Raw genomic sequence first — 17,132 nt, 5'->3', positions numbered from 1 at the left:
TTTGGGGGCGTAACGCCCCTGTCAGGAGTCGGTCGGTTATCCGAAAACCGAATGCAATCCGTTTTTGGCCCCGATCGTCTTTTTGCACCTTTAGTATCGTAACGCCCTTTTTTATTCTAACGCCTATGTTTTCAGCAAAGACCTATACCGCGCGCCGTCACGAGCTGCGCACCAAAATCGGAAGCGGCATCATCCTCTTCCCGGGCAACCCCCTGTCGCCCAACAACTACCCCAACAACGCCTACTATTTCCGGCAGGACTCGTCGTTCCGCTACTACTTCGGGCTGAACGTCCCGTCGGTGGTCGGGGTGATCGACGCCGACACGGGCGAGGAGGCGCTCTACGGCGACGACTTCACCGTCGAGGACATCATCTGGACCGGTCCGCAGCCCACGCTGCGCGAGATGGGCGCCGGGGTCGGCATCACGGCGACCTTCCCGATGGCCGAGCTGGAAAAACGCCTTCGCAAGGCCGTCGCCCTGGGACGCAGGGTCCACTACCTCCCGCCCTACCGCGGGGAGACCAAACTCCAGCTGTCGGAGCTGCTGGGCATCCGGCCCGCGCTGCTGCACGACTACAAGTCGGTGGATCTGATGTTCGCCGTGGCGGAGATGCGCGAAAAGAAGAGCGCCGAAGAGGTCGAGGAGATGGAACGCGCCTTCGAAATCGGCTATGAAATGCACACGACGGCGATGAAGATGTGCCGTCCGGGAGTCGTCGAACGCCAGATCGCGGGGGCCATCGAGGGCATCGCCAAGTCGATGGGGCAGGGCGTGTCGTTCCCCTCGATCGTGTCGCAGCACGGCGAAACGCTGCACAACCTCAACGCCGACGGCGTGCTGGAGGAGGGCCGTCTGCTGCTGTGCGACGCCGGAGGCGAGAGCGTCGAGGGATACTGCTCGGACCACACCCGCACCTATCCCGTGAGCGGCCGCTTCACGCAGCAGCAGCGCGAGATATACGACATCGTGCTGGCGGCGCACGACCACGTGGCCAACATCGTCAAACCCCACATGATGTACACCGAGATACACCACGCCGCCTACATGACCCTGGCCGAAGGGCTCGTGGGACTGGGGCTGCTGAAGGGCTCGGCCGCCGATGCCGTGGCCGCCGGGGCGATGACGATGCTCATGCCCCACGGACTCGGGCACGGACTGGGCATGGACGTGCACGACTGCGAGGCGATGGGCGAACGGTCGTTCGACTTCGCGTCGATCGCCGAACGCGCCGCCGCGTCGGGCACGTGCATCTACCGCGCGGCGTGGCGCATCGAGCCGGGAACGGTGATGACCGACGAACCGGGACTCTATTTCATCCCGGCGCTGATCGACAAATGCCGCGCCGAAGGGCTGTACAAAGGCATCGTCGATTACGACGCACTCGACGCCTACCGCGACTTCGGAGGCATCCGCATCGAGGACGACATTCTCGTGACGGAGACCGGCAGCCGCATCCTCGGCGACCGCAAGATACCCGTCACGGCCGAAGAGGTGGAAAGCATTGTAGGACGATAACAGACCGACTAAACAGAAAACCGCCATGACAACCAAAGCAAAATGGATCATCTACGGAGCGCTGGCGCTGATCGCCGTGCTCCTGATCGCCATCTTCTCGAAAAACATCGTCAACGGGCTCGAAAACCTGTTCGTGAAGATCGCCATTTACCTCATCGTCTTCTGCGCCGGATGGCTCCTGGGCCGCTTCGGCGGAAAACGCAGCAAGAAAGACGACGAACGCAACGCCCGTAACATCACCCAAGCGCAAAAGTAAAATCCGATGAGAAAGACAGCGATCCTGCTGGCCCTCGCCCTGCCCCTGCTCGCCGCGGGCCAGCAGCGCGACTGGGCCAATTACGGCCGCTACGCCGCGGCCAACGCCGCCCTGACGACGGCCCCCGCCGTGGTGTTCATGGGCAATTCGATCACCGACGGATGGGACAACGCCCACCCGGAGTTTTTCACCGACAACAATTTCGCCTGCCGCGGAATCGGCGGCCAGGTCACGTCCCAGATGCTCTGCCGCTTCCGCGCCGACGTGATCGACCTCCGTCCGAAAGCCGTGGTGATCCTCGCCGGAACGAACGACATCGCCGGAAACAACGGCCCGATCGAATGCGGACACATTGTCGAAAACATCGTCTCGATGGCCGAGCTGGCACTCGCCGCGGGCATCCGCCCGATCCTCTGCTCGGTGCTGCCGGCCGCGAAATATCCGTGGCGCCCCGAGATCGAATCGGTGCCCGAAAAGATCGCCGCCCTGAACGCCCGGCTGCAACAGTACGCCGCGGAGCGGGGATTGACGTGGGTGGACTATTACAGCGCGATGGACGCCGGCGACGGCTCGATGCGCAGCGAATACACCAAGGACGGCGTGCACCCCACGCCCGAAGGATACGACGTTATGGAGCGTGTCGTACGGCCCGTGCTGGCGGAGTGGCTGCCCTGACGGCGGACATATTCCCGACAGACCGAAAAATCGCCTCCCGGGGGCGATTTTTTCATTTCGGGGGTTGTTTTTCCCGAATATTTCGTATATTTATAGTCGCCGCCACGGGAGCGCGAACGGCACGGGAAACGAGAACCTTATTACGCATACCTTAAAACCATACGGGAATATGAAAAACTATTCAGCCAAAGAGATCAAAAACATCGTACTCATCGGCGCGCCCGGCACGGGAAAAACCACCCTTGCCGAAGCGATGGCCTTCGAGGGCAAGGTCATCGACCGCAGAGGCAGCATCGAGACGAACAACACGCTCTCGGACAACACGGACATCGAGCACGAATACAAACGCTCGATCTATTCGACGATCCTCTTCACCGAATTCATGGACCGCAAGCTGAACATCATCGACTGCCCGGGGTCGGACGACTTCTGCGGAAGCCTCTTCTCGGCGTTCAAGGTCGGCGACGTGGGCGTCTTTCTGTTCAACGCCCAGAACGGCTGGGAGGTCGGCAGCGAAATACAGGCCCGCTATGCGCGTCTGCTGAAAAAACCCGTCATCGGCGTAATCAACCAGCTCGATGCCGACAAGGCCAATTTCGAAGCCGCCGTGGAGTCTATCCGGGCCGCATCGCGCGTGAAACCCGTCATCGTGCAGTATCCCGTCAACCAGGGCCCCGGATTCAACGCCTTCATCGACGTGCTGCTGATGAAGATGTTCCGCTTCAAGGACAACGACGGCCACCGCGAAGAGCTGGAAATCCCCGCCGAGGAGCTGGAAAAGGCTCAGGAGCTGAACAAGGAGCTGGTGGAAATGGCCGCCGAACACGACGAAGCGCTGATGGAACTCTACTTCGACAAGGGCACGCTCACGCAGGACGACATCCGCTCGGGTCTGAAAATCGGCCTCGCCAACCGCGAAGTCATGCCCATCTTCTGCACCAGCGGCAAGCGCGACATCGGCACGAAACGTCTGATGGAGTTCATCATCAACGTAGCCCCCGGCCCGCTGAAGGCCCCGGCGTTCCTGGCGACCGACGGCGCGGAGATCGCGGCCGACGAGGCGGCTCCCGCCGTGGCGTTCGTCTTCAAGAGTCAGGTCGAACAGCATATCGGCGAAATCTCCTATTTCCGCGTGATCCGCGGCAAGATCACCGAGGGCACCGAGCTGATGAACACCCGCACGGGCAACAAGGAGAAACTCTCGCAGCTGTTCGCCGTGGCGGGCAAAAACCGCGTGAAGGTCACGGAACTCTCGGCCGGCGACATCGGCTGCACGGTGAAGCTGAAAGGCACGCGCACGAACGACACGCTGTCGGCTCCGGCGGCTCCGGTGACGATCGAACCGATCGTCTTCCCCGAACCGCGCTACCGCGCCGCCATCAAGTGCAAGGACCAAGCCGACGAGGAGAAGCTGGGCAAGCTGCTGAACGACGCCCGGTTCGAAGACCCGACGATTCTGGTGGAATACTCCAAGGAGCTGAAACAGACCATCATCCAAGGACAGGGCGAACACCATCTGAACATCCTCCGTTCGCGCATCGAGAAGGAGAACAAACTCTCCTACGAATACATCGCGCCGAAGATTCCCTACCGCGAGACCATCACCAAGGTGGCCCAGGCAGACTACCGCCACAAGAAGCAGTCGGGCGGCGCAGGCCAGTTCGGCGAGGTGCACATGATCATCGAACCCTACTACGAAGGGATCGGCGAACCGAAGAACTACAAGATTCCCGGCAAGGGCGAAATGGTCGTCAACACCAAGACCAAAGAGGAATACGATCTGCAATGGGGCGGCAAGCTGCAATTCTACTCGGCGATCGTGGGCGGCGCCATCGACGCGCGCTTCATGCCCGCCATCCTGAAGGGCATCATGGAGAAGATGGACGAAGGCCCGCTGACGGGATCGTACGCCCGCGACATCCGCGTGGTGATCTACGACGGCAAGATGCACCCGGTGGATTCGAACGAAATATCGTTCAAGCTGGCGGCCCGCAACGCCTTCAAGGAGGCGTTCCGCAATGCGGGACCCAAGATCATGGAGCCGATCTACAACGTCGAGGTGCTGGTGCCGAGCGAGTACATGGGCGCCGTGATGTCGGATTTGCAGAACCGCCGCGCGATGATCGCCGGCATGGAGTCCGACAAGGGCTTCGACCGTCTGAACGCGCTGGTTCCGCTGGCCGAACTCTACCGCTACTCGACGACGCTGTCGTCGCTGACATCGGGATCGGCGACCTACACGATGAAGTTCGCCAGCTACGAGCAGGTTCCGGCCGACGTGCAGGAGAAGCTGCTCAAAGCCTACACCGACACCGACGAAGATCCGGCGTAAGACGCCGGTTTTAGGGGCGACCGGAACATGTTGCAGATCGGAGCCCCCTCTCCGCTTCGACTGCCGTAAAAGGCAGGGTTCAGGCGGTGGCGACAGGTCATTCCGCTTTTCAGCCGGTTCGGCGCAATCTCCCATGCAGCGGGCCCGCAAGGGTTCGCTGCATTTCGAATTACGAGGTGCGGCCGGCTTATTGCCCGGGGTATATTAAGTTAATGTTAACAATGAGTTACGAATCCGTTTCATCGGAAAAAATGGCGTAAATTTGTTCACAATTTGCACTAAAACCCCAACATGAGCGAAATTTACACCGTCATTGTCGGCATTCTGGGCATTCTGGCTATTTCCGGTCTTTTCGTCGGCGTCACGAACGACGCAGTCAATTTCCTCAACTCCGCCATCGGCTCCAAAGCCGCCTCGATGAAGGTCATTCTCACCGTGGCTTCGGTCGGCATCATCATCGGCGTCGTCACGTCGAGCGGCATGATGGAGGTCGCCCGCAGCGGCATGTTCAACCCCGGACTGTTCACCTTCCACGAAGTGATGATGCTCTATCTGGGCGTCATGTTCGCAAACGTCATCCTGCTCGACCTCTACAACTCGTGGGGACTCCCGACCTCGACCACCGTGTCGCTGATCTTCTGCCTGCTGGGAGCCGCAATCGCCGTGTCGATCTACAAAATCTCCAACGACCCCGCGCAGGGCGTCTCCTCGCTCGGACAATACATCAACACCTCGCGCGCCATGGGTATCGTTTCGGCCATCCTGCTGTCGGTCGTCATCGCCTTCACCTGCGGTACGCTGGTCATGTACATCTCGCGCATGATCTTTTCGTTCCGCTACACGGCGGTGTTCCGCCGCTACGGCTCGCTCTGGTGCGGCGCCTCGCTCACGGCGATCGTCTATTTCGCCGTCTTCAAGGGGCTGAAATCCATTCTCGCCCACAACACCTTCGTCCAACTGATCGACAGCCACCTGCCGACGGCCCTGTTCATCTGCTGGGTCGTCTGCTCCCTGCTGCTGTTCTTCATCCAGCGGTTCAAGATCAACATCCTGCGCATCACGATCCTGTCGGGAACGTTCGCCCTGGCGCTGGCCTTCGCGGGCAACGACCTGGTGAACTTCATCGGCGTGCCCGTCGCCGGATTCGACGCCTACTCCATCGCCCGAGAGACGGGAGACACGCAGATGCTCATGGGAGCCCTGAACGAGAACGTTCCGGCCAACTTCCTGATCCTGCTGGCCGCAGGCGTCCTGATGATCCTCACGCTGTGGACCTCGAAAAAGGCCATGCACGTCTCCGAAACCGAACTTTCACTCTCGGCGCAGGACGATGGAGGCCAGCAGCAATACGGCTCGTCGGTCTTCTCGCGGACGATCGTCCGCGCGGCTCTCAACGTCAGCGCCGGCGTCGAGCGCATGGTCCCCAAGCACCTCCGGGAGGCGATTTCGCGCCGTTTCGAATACGAGGATGTCGAACACAGCGGCGCACCCTACGACATGATCCGCGCCACGGTCAACCTCACGACCTCGGCCCTGCTGATCGCCATGGCCACGTCGCTCAAACTCCCGCTTTCGACCACCTACGTCTGCTTCATGGTGGCGATGGGTTCGTCGCTCGCCGACCGTGCCTGGGGCCGCGAAAGCGCCGTGTACCGCATTTCGGGCGTCATGACCGTCGTGGCCGGATGGTTCGTCACGGCGCTGGGCGGATTCCTCATCGCCTTCGTCGTGGGGCTGGCGCTGATCTACGGCGGAACGCCGGTCTTCATCGTCATCACGCTGCTCTGCGGCTGGATGCTCGTCCACAGCAACTTCCTCAAAAAGAACAAGGAGAGCAACATCGTCAAGGAGCAGGCCGAGACCAAAGAGGACATCATCGCCAACCTGCGCGACGAGGTATGCCGCACGATGGAGTGCGCCACGAAGATCTACGACCGCACGCTGATCGCCGTCTTCAAGGAAAACCGCAAGGTCCTGCGCGACATGGTCAAGGAGTCGAACGACCTCTTCTACCAGTCGCGCGAACGCAAATATTCGCTGCTCCCGACGCTCAAGAAGCTCCAGGGCGGCGATGTTAACACGGCCCACTACTACGTGCAGGTGGTGGATTACCTCAACGAAATGACCAAGGCGCTGATGCACATCACCCGCCCGGCGTTCGAACACATCGACAACAACCACGAAGGGCTGTCGAAAGAGCAGGCCAAGGACCTGATGGCGATCAACGACGACGTGGAGTCGATCTACCGCCACATCAACCTGATGCTGCGCGACGGCGATTTCTCGGAGATCGAAACGGTGCTGACGATGCGCGACCAGCTGTTCGAGTCGATCGCCGACGCGATCAAATCCGAACTCACGCGCATCAACGAGGCCCGTTCGAACACCAAAGCCTCGATGCTCTACCTGACGATCCTGACCGAGACAAAGAACATGGTGCTGCAATCGCGCAACCTTTTGAAATCGCAGCAATATTTCCTCAAACACCTCACGGGGCCCAAAACCTGGATCAAGTAATGGACATCGCCAAATCGAAACGGCGGGAGAACATCGCCGAATACATTCTCTATCTGTGGCAGCTGGAAGACCTGCTCCGGGCGCTGCAATTCAGTCCCGAAGCGATCTTTTCGACGCTCATCGCCCCCCGCAAGGACATCGGCGAGGAGCAGAAGCACGTATTCCTGCTCTGGTACATGGACCTTGCGAACCTGCTCCGGCAGGAGGGCAAGGAGGAGAAAGGTCATCTGGAACACACGCTGCACCTGATTCAGGACATGCACGATCTGCACCTCCAGCTGATGAAACTCCCCGTGGGCGAGCACTACCGCGCCACCTATGCGCATCTCGAACCCGAGCTGCCGCGCCTGCGCGCCGTACTGGGGAATCCGGGGATGAGCGACACGGAACTCTGCTTCCGGGCCCTCTACGCCGCCATGCTCTACCGCATTAAGGGCGAGGGCGGCAAACAGGCCGTCACGGACACGCTCGAATACATCTCCCCGGTGATCGCCGAGCTGGCCGACATGTACGGCAAGGTCGAACGGGGCGAAGTGGACCTGTTCAAGACGGACGGGAAATAGAGAGGGTCGGCCGCGGCCAACCCTTCATCGTATCTCCAACCCCATGATATAATCGTTCATGTAGTAACCGCCGCCGATGGGGAAGTCCCCTTCGCGCAGCCGGCGCATGCCCATGCGTTCGTAAAAATGCAGGGCGGGGTTGCGGCGGTTGACGTTGAGTTCCATCAGACAAGGCGCGGGTTGCACGCTCCGGATATACTCCACGGCGTGCCGGAAGAGGAACGCCCCGGCGCCGATGCCCTGAAAACGGGGCAGGACGTAGATTTTCTGCAAATGGAAAAGCGTCTCGCCCTGCCGTTCGACCGAAAGATAGCCGCACGGCTCGCCGTCGGACGAGGCGATGAACCAGACGTGGCCCGCACGGAACTGCTCCCGCAGGCTCGCGTCGGAGTACATCCACTCCATCATATAGTCCAGCTGCGCGGGGGTCAGAATCTCGCGGTAGGTGGCCGGAAATGCCTCTTCCGCCATGCGGCGGATCAGCGGGCAATCGGTTTCGGAAGCTTGTCGGATGGTAAGCATGAACAAAATCCAATTTTTGATTTCAGAGGGACAAATTTTGTGCTTCGGGAAGCGGGACGAAACAGGAGCATACAGAAGTATTGTGACTGTTTCGTCCCGCGAACGAAGTACGAAAGGTGCCCTGTAAAACCGGAAATGAAAGAAGGCCGGCCCTTAATAGAGCCGGCCTCAATTCTTCTCCGCAGAGAAACTAAGCGTACTTGAACGTCGATTCGTCCGATACGGTCAGCTTCTTGCGACCCTTTGCGCGGCGCGCAGCCAGCACCTTGCGACCATTGGCCGTAGCCATACGAGCGCGGAAACCGTGCTTGTTGATACGCTTGCGACGCGAAGGCTGGTATGTTCTCTTCATTGCCATAGCTATATAGTTTTTATTGTTTCAGACATTTTTACGGATTGCAAAAGTACAACAAAAAAGTTATCCGCAAAAGTTTTTCACGAAAATATTTCGAAAAGCCGGACAAAAAGCCCGAAATCTCACGAACTTCGGTGCCGTAACGGCACTTTCAGGAAGTCGGAACGTTTTGCCGGACCGCCCGCAATTTTGTTTTGCATCCTCCCGGCTTTTTACTACCTTTGGACTCGTAACGATACTCTAACTTATGGCCATATTCAAAGTCGAAGGCGGACACCGTCTCCACGGAGCGATCACGCCCCAGGGCGCCAAGAACGAAGCCCTGCAAATACTCTGCGCCACGCTGCTGACCCCCCAGCGGGTCGTCGTGCGGAACATTCCCCGGATTCTCGATGTCATGCAGCTCATCGAACTGCTGCGGCGCATGGGCGTCGTCGTCGAACAACTCGCGGAGGATGCCTATGCCTTCTGCGCCCGAGACATCGACTTCGAATACCTCCAGTCGGACGACTACCGCCAGCGCTGCACCCGCCTGCGGGGTTCGGTCATGCTGATCGGCCCGATGCTGGCGCGCTTCGGCGTGGGATACATCCCCAAGCCGGGCGGCGACAAGATCGGCCGCCGCAGGCTCGACACCCATTTCATCGGATTCCAGAAACTCGGCGCGAAATTCAACTTCGACGTTGCCGACGAGTTCTTCATGGTCGAGGGCCGGGAGTTGCGGGGAACCTACATGCTGCTGGACGAAGCCTCGGTGACGGGTACGGCCAACATCATCATGGCCGCCGTGATGGCCCGGGGATTCACGACGATCTACAACGCCGCGTGCGAACCCTACATCCAGCAGCTGTGCAAGATGCTCAACCGCATGGGCGCCCGCATCTCGGGCATCGCCTCGAACCTGCTCACGATCGAGGGCGTCGGCGAACTGGGCGGCACGGAACATACGCTGCTGCCCGACATGATCGAGGTGGGCAGTTTCATCGGCATGGCCGCGATGAACCGCTCGGAACTGACGATCCGCAACGTGTCGTTCGAGAATCTCGGCATCATCCCCGCGCAGTTCGCCCGCATGGGCATCCGGTTCGAACAGCGGGGCGACGACATCTACATCCCCCAGCAGGACCATTACAGCATCGAGACGTTCCTCGACGGGTCGATCATGAACATCGCCGACGCCCCGTGGCCGGGACTGACGCCCGACCTGCTGTCGATCTTCCTGGTGGTGGCCACGCAGGCCAAGGGCGCCGTGCTGATCCACCAGAAGATGTTCGAAAGCCGCCTGTTCTTCGTCGATAAGCTGATCGACATGGGGGCGCAGATCATCCTGTGCGACCCCCACCGCGCCACGGTCATCGGCCACGACCATCAGATGCGCCTCCGGGCCACGCGCATGACCTCGCCCGACATCCGTGCGGGCGTGGCGCTGCTGATCGCAGCCATGTCGGCCGAAGGAGTCTCGACGATCCAGAACATCGACCAGATCGACCGCGGATACAAGGACATCGACGCACGCCTGAACGCCCTCGGAGCCCGGATCACCCGCGTGGACGAATGCGACTCCCTTAAAACGGGAGGATTATAAATAAAGGATTCTTACAGCTTATGTTTTTGGAAAACGCCAGCCGCAAAGGCTGGATCGAAGTTATCTGCGGCTCGATGTTCTCGGGAAAGACCGAAGAGCTGATCCGCCGCCTCAAACGGGCCAAACTCGCCCACCAGCGGGTCGAGATCTTCAAACCCCGCATCGACGTGCGCTACTCCGAGGAGGAGGTCGTGTCGCACGATGCGAACGCCATCCGCTCCACGCCGGTCGAATCGCCGCAGAACATCCTGCTGATGACCTCCGACGTCGATGTGGTGGGGATCGACGAAGCGCAGTTCTTCGACGACAGCATCGTAGACGTATGCCGCCAGCTGGCCAATAACGGCGTGCGGGTGATCGTCGCGGGACTCGACATGGACTACACAGGAAAACCCTTCGGCCCGATGCCGGCGCTGATGGCCACGGCGGAGTACGTCACCAAGGTGCACGCCATCTGCGTGCGCTGCGGCAACCTCGCCCACCATTCGCACCGTCTCACCAGCGACGAGAAGCAGGTGATGCTGGGCGCGCAGGACTCCTACGAAGCGATCTGTCGCCACTGCTTCAACAAACTGACGAATAACGGGAAAGCATAGGTCCCAGTCCCGCTGTATGAACAAAAAACTGCTCTTAAAAGTGAGGTAGCGCAAAACCGGGTCGTAAACGCCTCGAATCTTCCGTCGCTCTGAAAACCCGGCTCTTAGCCGGGCAGCCTTTGTCATTTTGCGGCCCGCAGGGCGTCGATGAATCCCGGCCAGAGGACCCAGAGATTCTCGGTCCGAAGCCACAATTCGCGGGCCTGCGCCGCAGACGAAGGGTGCTCGCCCTCGATGTCGCGCAGGTAAGTGTCGTCGGCCGGGTGCTCGTCGGCCGTGAACTCGGCGAACCACGGAGCGAAGCGCGTGCGGAAGTGCTGCAACTCCCCCTCGGGCAACCGGCCGTCGCGGCGGTAAGCCGACCACAGCAACAGGATGCCGCGTCCCGGATACTTGTCCGAAATGTCGTTGACGACCTCGTCGAAAAGCTCCTGTTCGTCCATAGCCAGGTAATCGAAAGCCAGCAGTTCGCTACCCTCCAGATGGTCCTCAGGGTCGAGCTCCAACAACATCTCCAACAATGCCGCCGAGAGTTCGAAATCGTTGATCAGAAAGTGGTCGATGGCCGAGGCGTGGATCAACTCCAGCGCCGCACGCGAATTGCGGTGGTTCCACTCGAGGTTGACCTCCTCGTCCTCGGGAATCAGCTCCGCAAGGCGCTGGAATGCCTGGAAACGCTCGTTGCAGGCTTCCTGAACATCGCCGGCGGCTTGCATTTCGCGGCTCCGAGCGAGGATCTTGACAAAATTATAGGGTCCCTCGCCGACCACCTCGAAGGTCTGGTCGGGCGTAGGGTTAAGAGAGGCTTTCTGCATCGTTGTTCCGGAGTTTGAAGATCATTGCGACAAGGACCGCCAGCGTCACCGCACCGCCCAGCAGATAGGCCGCCGTGCGGTTCTGCATGCCGAACATCAGCGGCGAAACGAAGATATAGCTGGCGCAGACATAAGTCATAAGGAGCGCCGGAATCAACCCCGGCCAAACGGTGCGCCCGCGACGGCGCAGGTAGGCGACGATCATCCAGAGCGTCACGGCCGCGAGGGTCTGGTTCATCCACGCGAAATAGCTCCACATGGTCTGGAACGGCAGGCCGAAGATGATGAGCAGCCCCAGCGCGAACAGCGGGATGCAGATGTAGATACGCTTGCGCAGCGAACGCTGTTCTACCCCCATGAAATCGGCGACGATCAGCCGCGCCGAACGGAAAGCCGTATCGCCCGAAGTGATGGCGCAGGCCACGACGCCGAGGATGACGAACGCCGCGAGCACCGGACCCAGCGTCTTGTTGGCGATCACATCGACCAGCACGGCGGCCTGCCCGCCGTATTCGGCGATGGCGTTATTCAACCCCTCGACATTACCCCAGAAAGCCATAGCGATGGCGGCCCAGATAAGGGCGATGATCGACTCGGAGATCATGGCGCCGTAGAAGACCGAACGGCTCTCGCTTTCGCTGCGCATGCAGCGGGCCATCAGCGGCGACTGCGTGGCATGGAATCCCGAGATGGCCCCGCAGGCGATGGTCGTGAAGAGCATCGGTACGATCGGGAAGTTCTTCGCATCGGCTATGCAGTTTTCGAAAGAGGTGAACTCCGGAATGGTGTATTCACCGCCGAAAAGCAACACCACGAGGATACCGAGGGCCATGAACAGCAGCGCGAAACCGAAAACGGGGTAGATGCGGCCGATGATCTTGTCCACGGGCAGCAGCGTAGCAGCGATGTAATAGACGAGGATGACGCCCAGGATGATGAGCAACAGCCACGAGAAATTCCCGAACGCAATGCCTTCGAGCGCCGGAACGTCGAGCCGGTTGGCGATGAGCGACGCGGGCTGCGAGAGGAACACGGCCCCCACGAGGATCATCAGCCCCGCGGAAAAGAGGCGCATGACGACCTTCATCCCGCTGCCGAGATAGTGGCCTGCGGTTTCGGGCAGGCTCGCGCCGTCGTGGCGGAGCGAGATGACCCCAGCGATGAAATCGTGCGCCGCGCCCATGAAAATGCCTCCGAAGGTGATCCACAGAAACGCCACGGGGCCATAGGCGGCACCGAGCACCGCACCGAAGATCGGGCCGAGGCCCGCGATATTCAACAGCTGGATCAGGAATATGCGCCAACGCGGCAGGGGCACGTAATCCACACCGTCATAAAGTCGTTTACAGGGAGTTTCGGCCGCCGGATCAATATCGACGAGCCGTTCCAGATAGCGTCCGTAGGTAAAATAGGCGGCAACCAGCAGTGCAAGGCACACCAAAAAAGTAGTCATAATGCAGTTTCGGGGCAGTTTTGACGCGAATATAGCAAGAAAAGAGAGAATTTTCGTAAAATTGTTGCGAGAAAAATATTTTTTTCAGATATTTGCAGTCCCAAAGAGAACCTTCGGGTTCCCGGAAGGCCGAAATAGCTCAGCGGTAGAGCACTTCACTCGTAATGAAGGGGTCCCGAGTTCAAATCTCGGTTTCGGCTCTAACAATCAAGAGATTACAGTTTTTGTAATCTCTTTTTTTATGCCGTTCGGCGAGGAAAGACAAGGCTGAAACGGTGATTTACGAGGCTTTATTGTACTCTTTGTTGTCTCCGGATCGCTACTTCCGACTGCTTGCACAGCATGCAAGTGAAATCAACCCCGGTCTCATATTTTTCCTCAATCTATAAAAAACAAAGTTGTGATTCCATAGGTTCGCCTATTGCATGAAAACTTTGTTTTTGAGAACTTTGTGGCATAATAATGGCAACAGCACCGAGAAATCGGAAAGATGTTTTGCATTTTCCATGAATATCGTTACTTTTGCGGTAACATATTGAATACACGGAAAGTGTAGCTTGTTCTCGTTGATGGAACGTAGGAAATTCTAATCGAGTAGAGAGAATAAGCGAACATCTTGCCGCGTCATATCCGACTGTGGATATAGGCGTGGGGCTGTTGCTTATTTATCTACAAGGTTTCCTACGACCTCATCAACTAAATAAGTTTTCGGCACCACGCTTTCTGTTTATCCAAATCAAAAAATTAACCGTCGCGGTGGTGCTGGAGCGACAACCTAAAATTTTCATTTTATGAAAAAACTCTCATTTGTAGCTGCTATTGCAGCCATGGGTCTAATGACGAGTTGTGCAACCTCTGCACACCTGATGTCTAATCGAAACGTAACGCAAACCAACGTCGAGCTGGCACAGAAGAATTATCGAGTAATCGGTACAGTGGAAGGCTCTGCAAAGATCGGACGCGTATTCGGTATTGGCGGTATTTCCGGGAAAGCCATTCGTGCAAATGCTTATGCCGATATGGTGAAGAATGCCAAACTGAGCGGCTCGCAAGCCATCATCAATACTACTACCGAGGTAAAACAACGTGGTGTAGCTCCGTTCTACTGGAAAACCGTTGTTACAACTTATGGCCAAGTTGTCGAGTTTACCGAATAATCATTTTCTCAAGCCATAACCTGATAATCAGGTTATGGCTTTCTATTATGAAGAAAATAATTGTTTTATTTCTTATTGGATGTTTGTTTACCGGTCTATCTTTCGCCGTACCTTTAAGACGGGGCACCTCTGTCATTGTACGTTTGAGCACCTCGGCAAACAGCAATCGGAATACTCCCATCAGGGCAGAAGTGGTAAGCGATTTAACCATTGCGGGAGAGCCCGTTATTACTCGCGGAACTCCTGTCATTCTGTCGGTAAATAAAAGAAAGGCAAAAGGGCTCGGTAAACCTGGCTATTTACAAATCGGGTGTATATCGACTACTGCCGTTGACGGTCAAATCATTTCATTGTCCGGCGGTATTGAGCAAGACGGAGAGAATCGACAAGGAGCCGCCATTGGGTTAGGCGTCGGTTTAGGTCTTACATTTTTACCATTCGGAGGATTTTTCTTTTTGTGTCTGAAAGGTGAAAAAGTAGATATTCCTGCCGGTACGACAATATTCGGGGTGACCGTAACGGATAACTACGACATCGACATCTATTGATTGCTAAGGGACAGGCTTGTGCAAAGGGTCAATCAGCCCTTTGGTCCAAGCCTGTCCTTTTTTACGCTCGGAGAGCCGAAAGAGAAATCGCAGCCAAACGCGCGGGGCAATCCGCCGAAACTATTTGCCCTTCCGGCCCTTCCGACCGGTGCCGATGTCGAGGGGATGAGCGAAGATGAAACGCGCACCGCCCGTATAGGTCGGGTCTACCCAGATGCGGCCCCCGATGATCACGGCGATCTGACGGCAGATGGCCAAACCCAGACCCGTACCCTTCTTCTTGTTGCCCTCGAGCTTCTCGAAACGGTTGAAGACCATCTCCTGCTTGTCGGGCGGGATGCCCGGACCGGTATCGGTCACCGAGAAAAGCACCTCGCCGTGCTCCTTGTCGATCTCGACGCCCAGCGTGATGCTGCCTTCGGAGGTGAATTTTCCGGCGTTGGTCAGCAGGTTGATCAGAATCTGAGACAGACGATGGGCGTCGGTGGTCAGCATGAACGAATCGACGGCGCATTCGAAACGCCCCTCGACCCCCTCCTGACGTGTATGGGCCGTGGTCATCAGCGCGTGCTGGCAGATCTGCACGATCTCCTCCGAGGCGTAGTTGAACCGTATCTTGCCGCATTCGAGCGACGAAATGTCGAGAATGTCGTTCAACAGCGTGAGCAACATCTCGGAGTTGTTCACCACGATGTCGCAGTATTCGGCGCGCTCCTCCTGCGACAACTCCTCGCTCTGCATGAGCGACGAGAAGCCCACGATGGCGTTGAGCGGCGTGCGGATCTCGTGGCTCATGTTGGCCAGGAACGCCGATTTGAGCATGTCCGACTCCTCGGCCCTCTCCCGGGCGACGACCAGCTGCCCTTCGCGCTCTTCGAGCGTCCGTTTGAGCCGCTGCACACGCAGCAGCAGCCACGTCACGAACAGCAGCAGCAGGACCAGCAACAGGATGCCCAGCATGAGCAGTTCGATGTAATGGGAGTATTTCGAGAGCTTGGCGGCTATCGTATCCTCCACGACGCTGCCCTTCGGAAGGGCGTATTCGGCGATCTTCCACTCTTTGAGCTTGCGCGAATCGAAGAGGTAGACATTCTTGCTGGTATGGAAATGCACGTCGTCGATCCTGCCCGTATCGTAGTACTTCTTGATCTGGGTGGCGATCAGCGGAGCGCCGCTCTCATACTCGGGAACGTAACCGCCGATGGCCACGTCGCCGATGCACGTACGGGTGATCGAGAAGACCGGGATGCGGGGATTGCTCTGGACCAGCTCGATCAGCGAACGCTGCATGAGATACTCCCCGTCGCAACCCACGCGCCACGTGCCGAGCATCACGGCCGAACGGGGCGGCAGCGACGCATAAGCCTCGTGCACCGCCTCCTCGCCCTGGCGGCTGTCCACGAGGATCAGATTGAGGTCGGGATAGTGCTTCCACTCCTCGCGCACGAGAGCCTGCAACGAGATGCCGCCGTAGGTGTTGTCCGTGACGAGAGCGATGTTCTCCACCTGGGGATACAGCGAGCGGATCAGTTCAACATTTCGGCGGATATTGTATCGGTTGAGCATGCCGCCCACCGTTTTCAGACTGTCGGTCATGCCCTGATACTCGACCGAACGGGGCTTCCACGTCTGCAACGAATCGGGCGGCGGCGGAAGCATCACGCCGTTCGAACTGACGAACCCGCAGAAGCACATGACCCCTTCGGGAATGCGGCCCAGCGACACGAACGAGGCCCACGCCTCCTGCCCCAACAGCACGACGGCCCGCAGCGAACGGCTCTCGTAGCGGGTGATCATGTTGTCGATCAGCGACATCCACAGTGCGGCATCGGCAATTCCCTTGCATTCGAGCGTCTCGATACAGATGTCGCACGGGATGCCCAAAGCCAGTATCTGCTGCTCGAATTCGGTGATGAACCTCGCCATGCGGCGCGTATCGGGATTATACGACGAGACGATCAGTATACATTCGCGTTCCGGCGTCTCCTGCGAACGTACGAACAGGGGCGCCAACAGCATGCAGAGGCACAACAGCCCCCAGCCCGGCTTGATCACGTTGTTTCGGTTCATAAATTCAATTTTACCCCGCAGGCGGAGACGCGCTCCGTATCCGGAGCCTTCCGCCCGAAGAAAGCACTCGGAAACAAGCGCATGAAACGGGAAGATCCGTACAAAAATACCAAAAAAAATCGAAAATAATCAGCCCGGCGACAGAAGCATGCCGAAACAGACCGTTTTTGC

The 17,132-nt window shown here is 58.4% G+C and carries 15 protein-coding genes and 1 tRNA gene; 11 read left to right on the top strand and 5 right to left on the bottom strand.

The window, feature by feature from the left end; translation table 11 throughout:
- The first annotated feature begins 125 nt into the window (after positions 1-125).
- The 6 genes from NQ519_RS07845 to NQ519_RS07820 all read left to right on the top strand — a co-directional run bounded on the left by NQ519_RS07845 (position 126) and on the right by NQ519_RS07820 (position 7,860).
- A complete protein-coding gene (locus NQ519_RS07845) occupies positions 126-1,517 on the top strand; it encodes an aminopeptidase P family protein (RefSeq protein ID WP_019151715.1) in 1,392 nt (463 codons plus the stop codon).
- Positions 1,518-1,542: 25 nt separating this feature from the next.
- Positions 1,543-1,773: a hypothetical protein gene (locus tag NQ519_RS07840; RefSeq protein ID WP_019151716.1), complete on the top strand. Its 231-nt coding sequence runs from the start codon at positions 1,543-1,545 to the stop codon at positions 1,771-1,773.
- Between the two features lie 6 nt (positions 1,774-1,779).
- Complete coding sequence (locus NQ519_RS07835; protein ID WP_019151717.1) at positions 1,780-2,448, top strand: SGNH/GDSL hydrolase family protein; 669 nt, start codon at positions 1,780-1,782, stop codon at positions 2,446-2,448.
- A gap of 169 nt (positions 2,449-2,617) precedes the next feature.
- On the top strand, positions 2,618-4,780 hold the full coding sequence (locus NQ519_RS07830) for an elongation factor G (RefSeq protein ID WP_019151718.1): 2,163 nt from the start codon (positions 2,618-2,620) through the stop codon (positions 4,778-4,780).
- 291 nt (positions 4,781-5,071) lie between these two features.
- On the top strand, positions 5,072-7,297 hold the full coding sequence (locus NQ519_RS07825; protein WP_019151719.1) for an inorganic phosphate transporter: 2,226 nt from the start codon (positions 5,072-5,074) through the stop codon (positions 7,295-7,297).
- Positions 7,297-7,860: a DUF4924 family protein gene (locus tag NQ519_RS07820; RefSeq protein WP_019151720.1), complete on the top strand. Its 564-nt coding sequence runs from the start codon at positions 7,297-7,299 to the stop codon at positions 7,858-7,860. Before NQ519_RS07825 ends, NQ519_RS07820 begins: the two co-directional genes overlap by 1 nt.
- 24 nt (positions 7,861-7,884) lie before the next feature.
- Here NQ519_RS07820 and NQ519_RS07815 read toward each other — a convergent pair whose 3' ends face one another.
- Positions 7,885-8,382, bottom strand: coding sequence for a GNAT family N-acetyltransferase (locus NQ519_RS07815; RefSeq protein WP_026076723.1), 498 nt, complete (start codon positions 8,380-8,382; stop codon positions 7,885-7,887).
- A 190-nt stretch (positions 8,383-8,572) separates the two neighbouring features.
- The gene (gene rpmH, locus NQ519_RS07810) at positions 8,573-8,734 is read right to left on the bottom strand and encodes a 50S ribosomal protein L34 (RefSeq protein WP_010261331.1); all 162 of its coding nucleotides are present in this window, start codon (positions 8,732-8,734) and stop codon (positions 8,573-8,575) included.
- 250 nt (positions 8,735-8,984) lie between these two features.
- Between rpmH and murA the strand changes: the two genes are divergently transcribed.
- Together murA and NQ519_RS07800 are read left to right on the top strand one after the other, a co-directional pair.
- Positions 8,985-10,322 (top strand): UDP-N-acetylglucosamine 1-carboxyvinyltransferase, encoded by a 1,338-nt coding sequence (murA, locus tag NQ519_RS07805; protein WP_019151722.1) that lies wholly within the window; start codon positions 8,985-8,987, stop codon positions 10,320-10,322.
- A gap of 20 nt (positions 10,323-10,342) precedes the next feature.
- On the top strand, positions 10,343-10,918 hold the full coding sequence (locus tag NQ519_RS07800) for a thymidine kinase (RefSeq protein ID WP_019151723.1): 576 nt from the start codon (positions 10,343-10,345) through the stop codon (positions 10,916-10,918).
- Positions 10,919-11,040: 122 nt separating this feature from the next.
- Here the strand turns inward: NQ519_RS07800 and NQ519_RS07795 are convergent, their stop codons facing one another.
- Positions 11,041-11,733 carry a hypothetical protein gene (locus NQ519_RS07795; protein WP_019151724.1) on the bottom strand — a complete coding sequence of 231 codons (693 nt, stop codon included), beginning with the start codon at positions 11,731-11,733 and terminating at the stop codon, positions 11,041-11,043.
- Positions 11,714-13,186: a carbon starvation CstA family protein gene (locus NQ519_RS07790; RefSeq protein ID WP_026076724.1), complete on the bottom strand. Its 1,473-nt coding sequence runs from the start codon at positions 13,184-13,186 to the stop codon at positions 11,714-11,716. The genes NQ519_RS07795 and NQ519_RS07790 overlap by 20 nt, the downstream gene beginning before the upstream one ends.
- Positions 13,187-13,314: 128 nt before the next feature.
- Here NQ519_RS07790 and NQ519_RS07785 point away from each other — a divergent pair.
- The 3 genes from NQ519_RS07785 (at position 13,315) to NQ519_RS07775 (ending at position 14,891) form a co-directional block, all read left to right on the top strand.
- A tRNA-Thr gene (locus tag NQ519_RS07785) sits at positions 13,315-13,386 on the top strand.
- 591 nt (positions 13,387-13,977) lie between these two features.
- A complete protein-coding gene (locus NQ519_RS07780) occupies positions 13,978-14,343 on the top strand; it encodes a DUF6567 family protein (protein ID WP_019151726.1) in 366 nt (121 codons plus the stop codon).
- Between the two features lie 47 nt (positions 14,344-14,390).
- Positions 14,391-14,891, top strand: coding sequence for a hypothetical protein (locus NQ519_RS07775; protein WP_147513233.1), 501 nt, complete (start codon positions 14,391-14,393; stop codon positions 14,889-14,891).
- A 120-nt stretch (positions 14,892-15,011) separates the two neighbouring features.
- Here the strand turns inward: NQ519_RS07775 and NQ519_RS07770 are convergent, their stop codons facing one another.
- On the bottom strand, positions 15,012-16,961 hold the full coding sequence (locus tag NQ519_RS07770) for a sensor histidine kinase (RefSeq protein ID WP_019151728.1): 1,950 nt from the start codon (positions 16,959-16,961) through the stop codon (positions 15,012-15,014).
- Between the last annotated feature and the right edge of the window lie 171 nt (positions 16,962-17,132).

It is taken from the genome of Alistipes senegalensis JC50 (genome assembly GCF_025145645.1).
In the GTDB taxonomy this organism is placed as follows: Bacteria; Bacteroidota; Bacteroidia; order Bacteroidales; family Rikenellaceae; genus Alistipes; species Alistipes senegalensis.
Note: the sequence above shows the minus strand (reverse complement) of the source record. Positions and strands in the feature narration are given on the sequence as shown.

Coding starts and splice junctions, on each gene's coding strand:
- NQ519_RS07845 (WP_019151715.1), top strand. CDS start 126: ATGTTTTCAGCAAAGACCTATACCGCGCGCCGTCACGAGCTGCGCACC.
- NQ519_RS07840 (WP_019151716.1), top strand. CDS start 1,543: ATGACAACCAAAGCAAAATGGATCATCTACGGAGCGCTGGCGCTGATC.
- NQ519_RS07835 (WP_019151717.1), top strand. CDS start 1,780: ATGAGAAAGACAGCGATCCTGCTGGCCCTCGCCCTGCCCCTGCTCGCC.
- NQ519_RS07830 (WP_019151718.1), top strand. CDS start 2,618: ATGAAAAACTATTCAGCCAAAGAGATCAAAAACATCGTACTCATCGGC.
- NQ519_RS07825 (WP_019151719.1), top strand. CDS start 5,072: ATGAGCGAAATTTACACCGTCATTGTCGGCATTCTGGGCATTCTGGCT.
- NQ519_RS07820 (WP_019151720.1), top strand. CDS start 7,297: ATGGACATCGCCAAATCGAAACGGCGGGAGAACATCGCCGAATACATT.
- NQ519_RS07815 (WP_026076723.1), bottom strand. CDS start 8,382: ATGCTTACCATCCGACAAGCTTCCGAAACCGATTGCCCGCTGATCCGC.
- rpmH (WP_010261331.1), bottom strand. CDS start 8,734: ATGAAGAGAACATACCAGCCTTCGCGTCGCAAGCGTATCAACAAGCAC.
- murA (WP_019151722.1), top strand. CDS start 8,985: ATGGCCATATTCAAAGTCGAAGGCGGACACCGTCTCCACGGAGCGATC.
- NQ519_RS07800 (WP_019151723.1), top strand. CDS start 10,343: ATGTTTTTGGAAAACGCCAGCCGCAAAGGCTGGATCGAAGTTATCTGC.
- NQ519_RS07795 (WP_019151724.1), bottom strand. CDS start 11,733: ATGCAGAAAGCCTCTCTTAACCCTACGCCCGACCAGACCTTCGAGGTG.
- NQ519_RS07790 (WP_026076724.1), bottom strand. CDS start 13,186: ATGACTACTTTTTTGGTGTGCCTTGCACTGCTGGTTGCCGCCTATTTT.
- NQ519_RS07780 (WP_019151726.1), top strand. CDS start 13,978: ATGAAAAAACTCTCATTTGTAGCTGCTATTGCAGCCATGGGTCTAATG.
- NQ519_RS07775 (WP_147513233.1), top strand. CDS start 14,391: ATGAAGAAAATAATTGTTTTATTTCTTATTGGATGTTTGTTTACCGGT.
- NQ519_RS07770 (WP_019151728.1), bottom strand. CDS start 16,961: ATGAACCGAAACAACGTGATCAAGCCGGGCTGGGGGCTGTTGTGCCTC.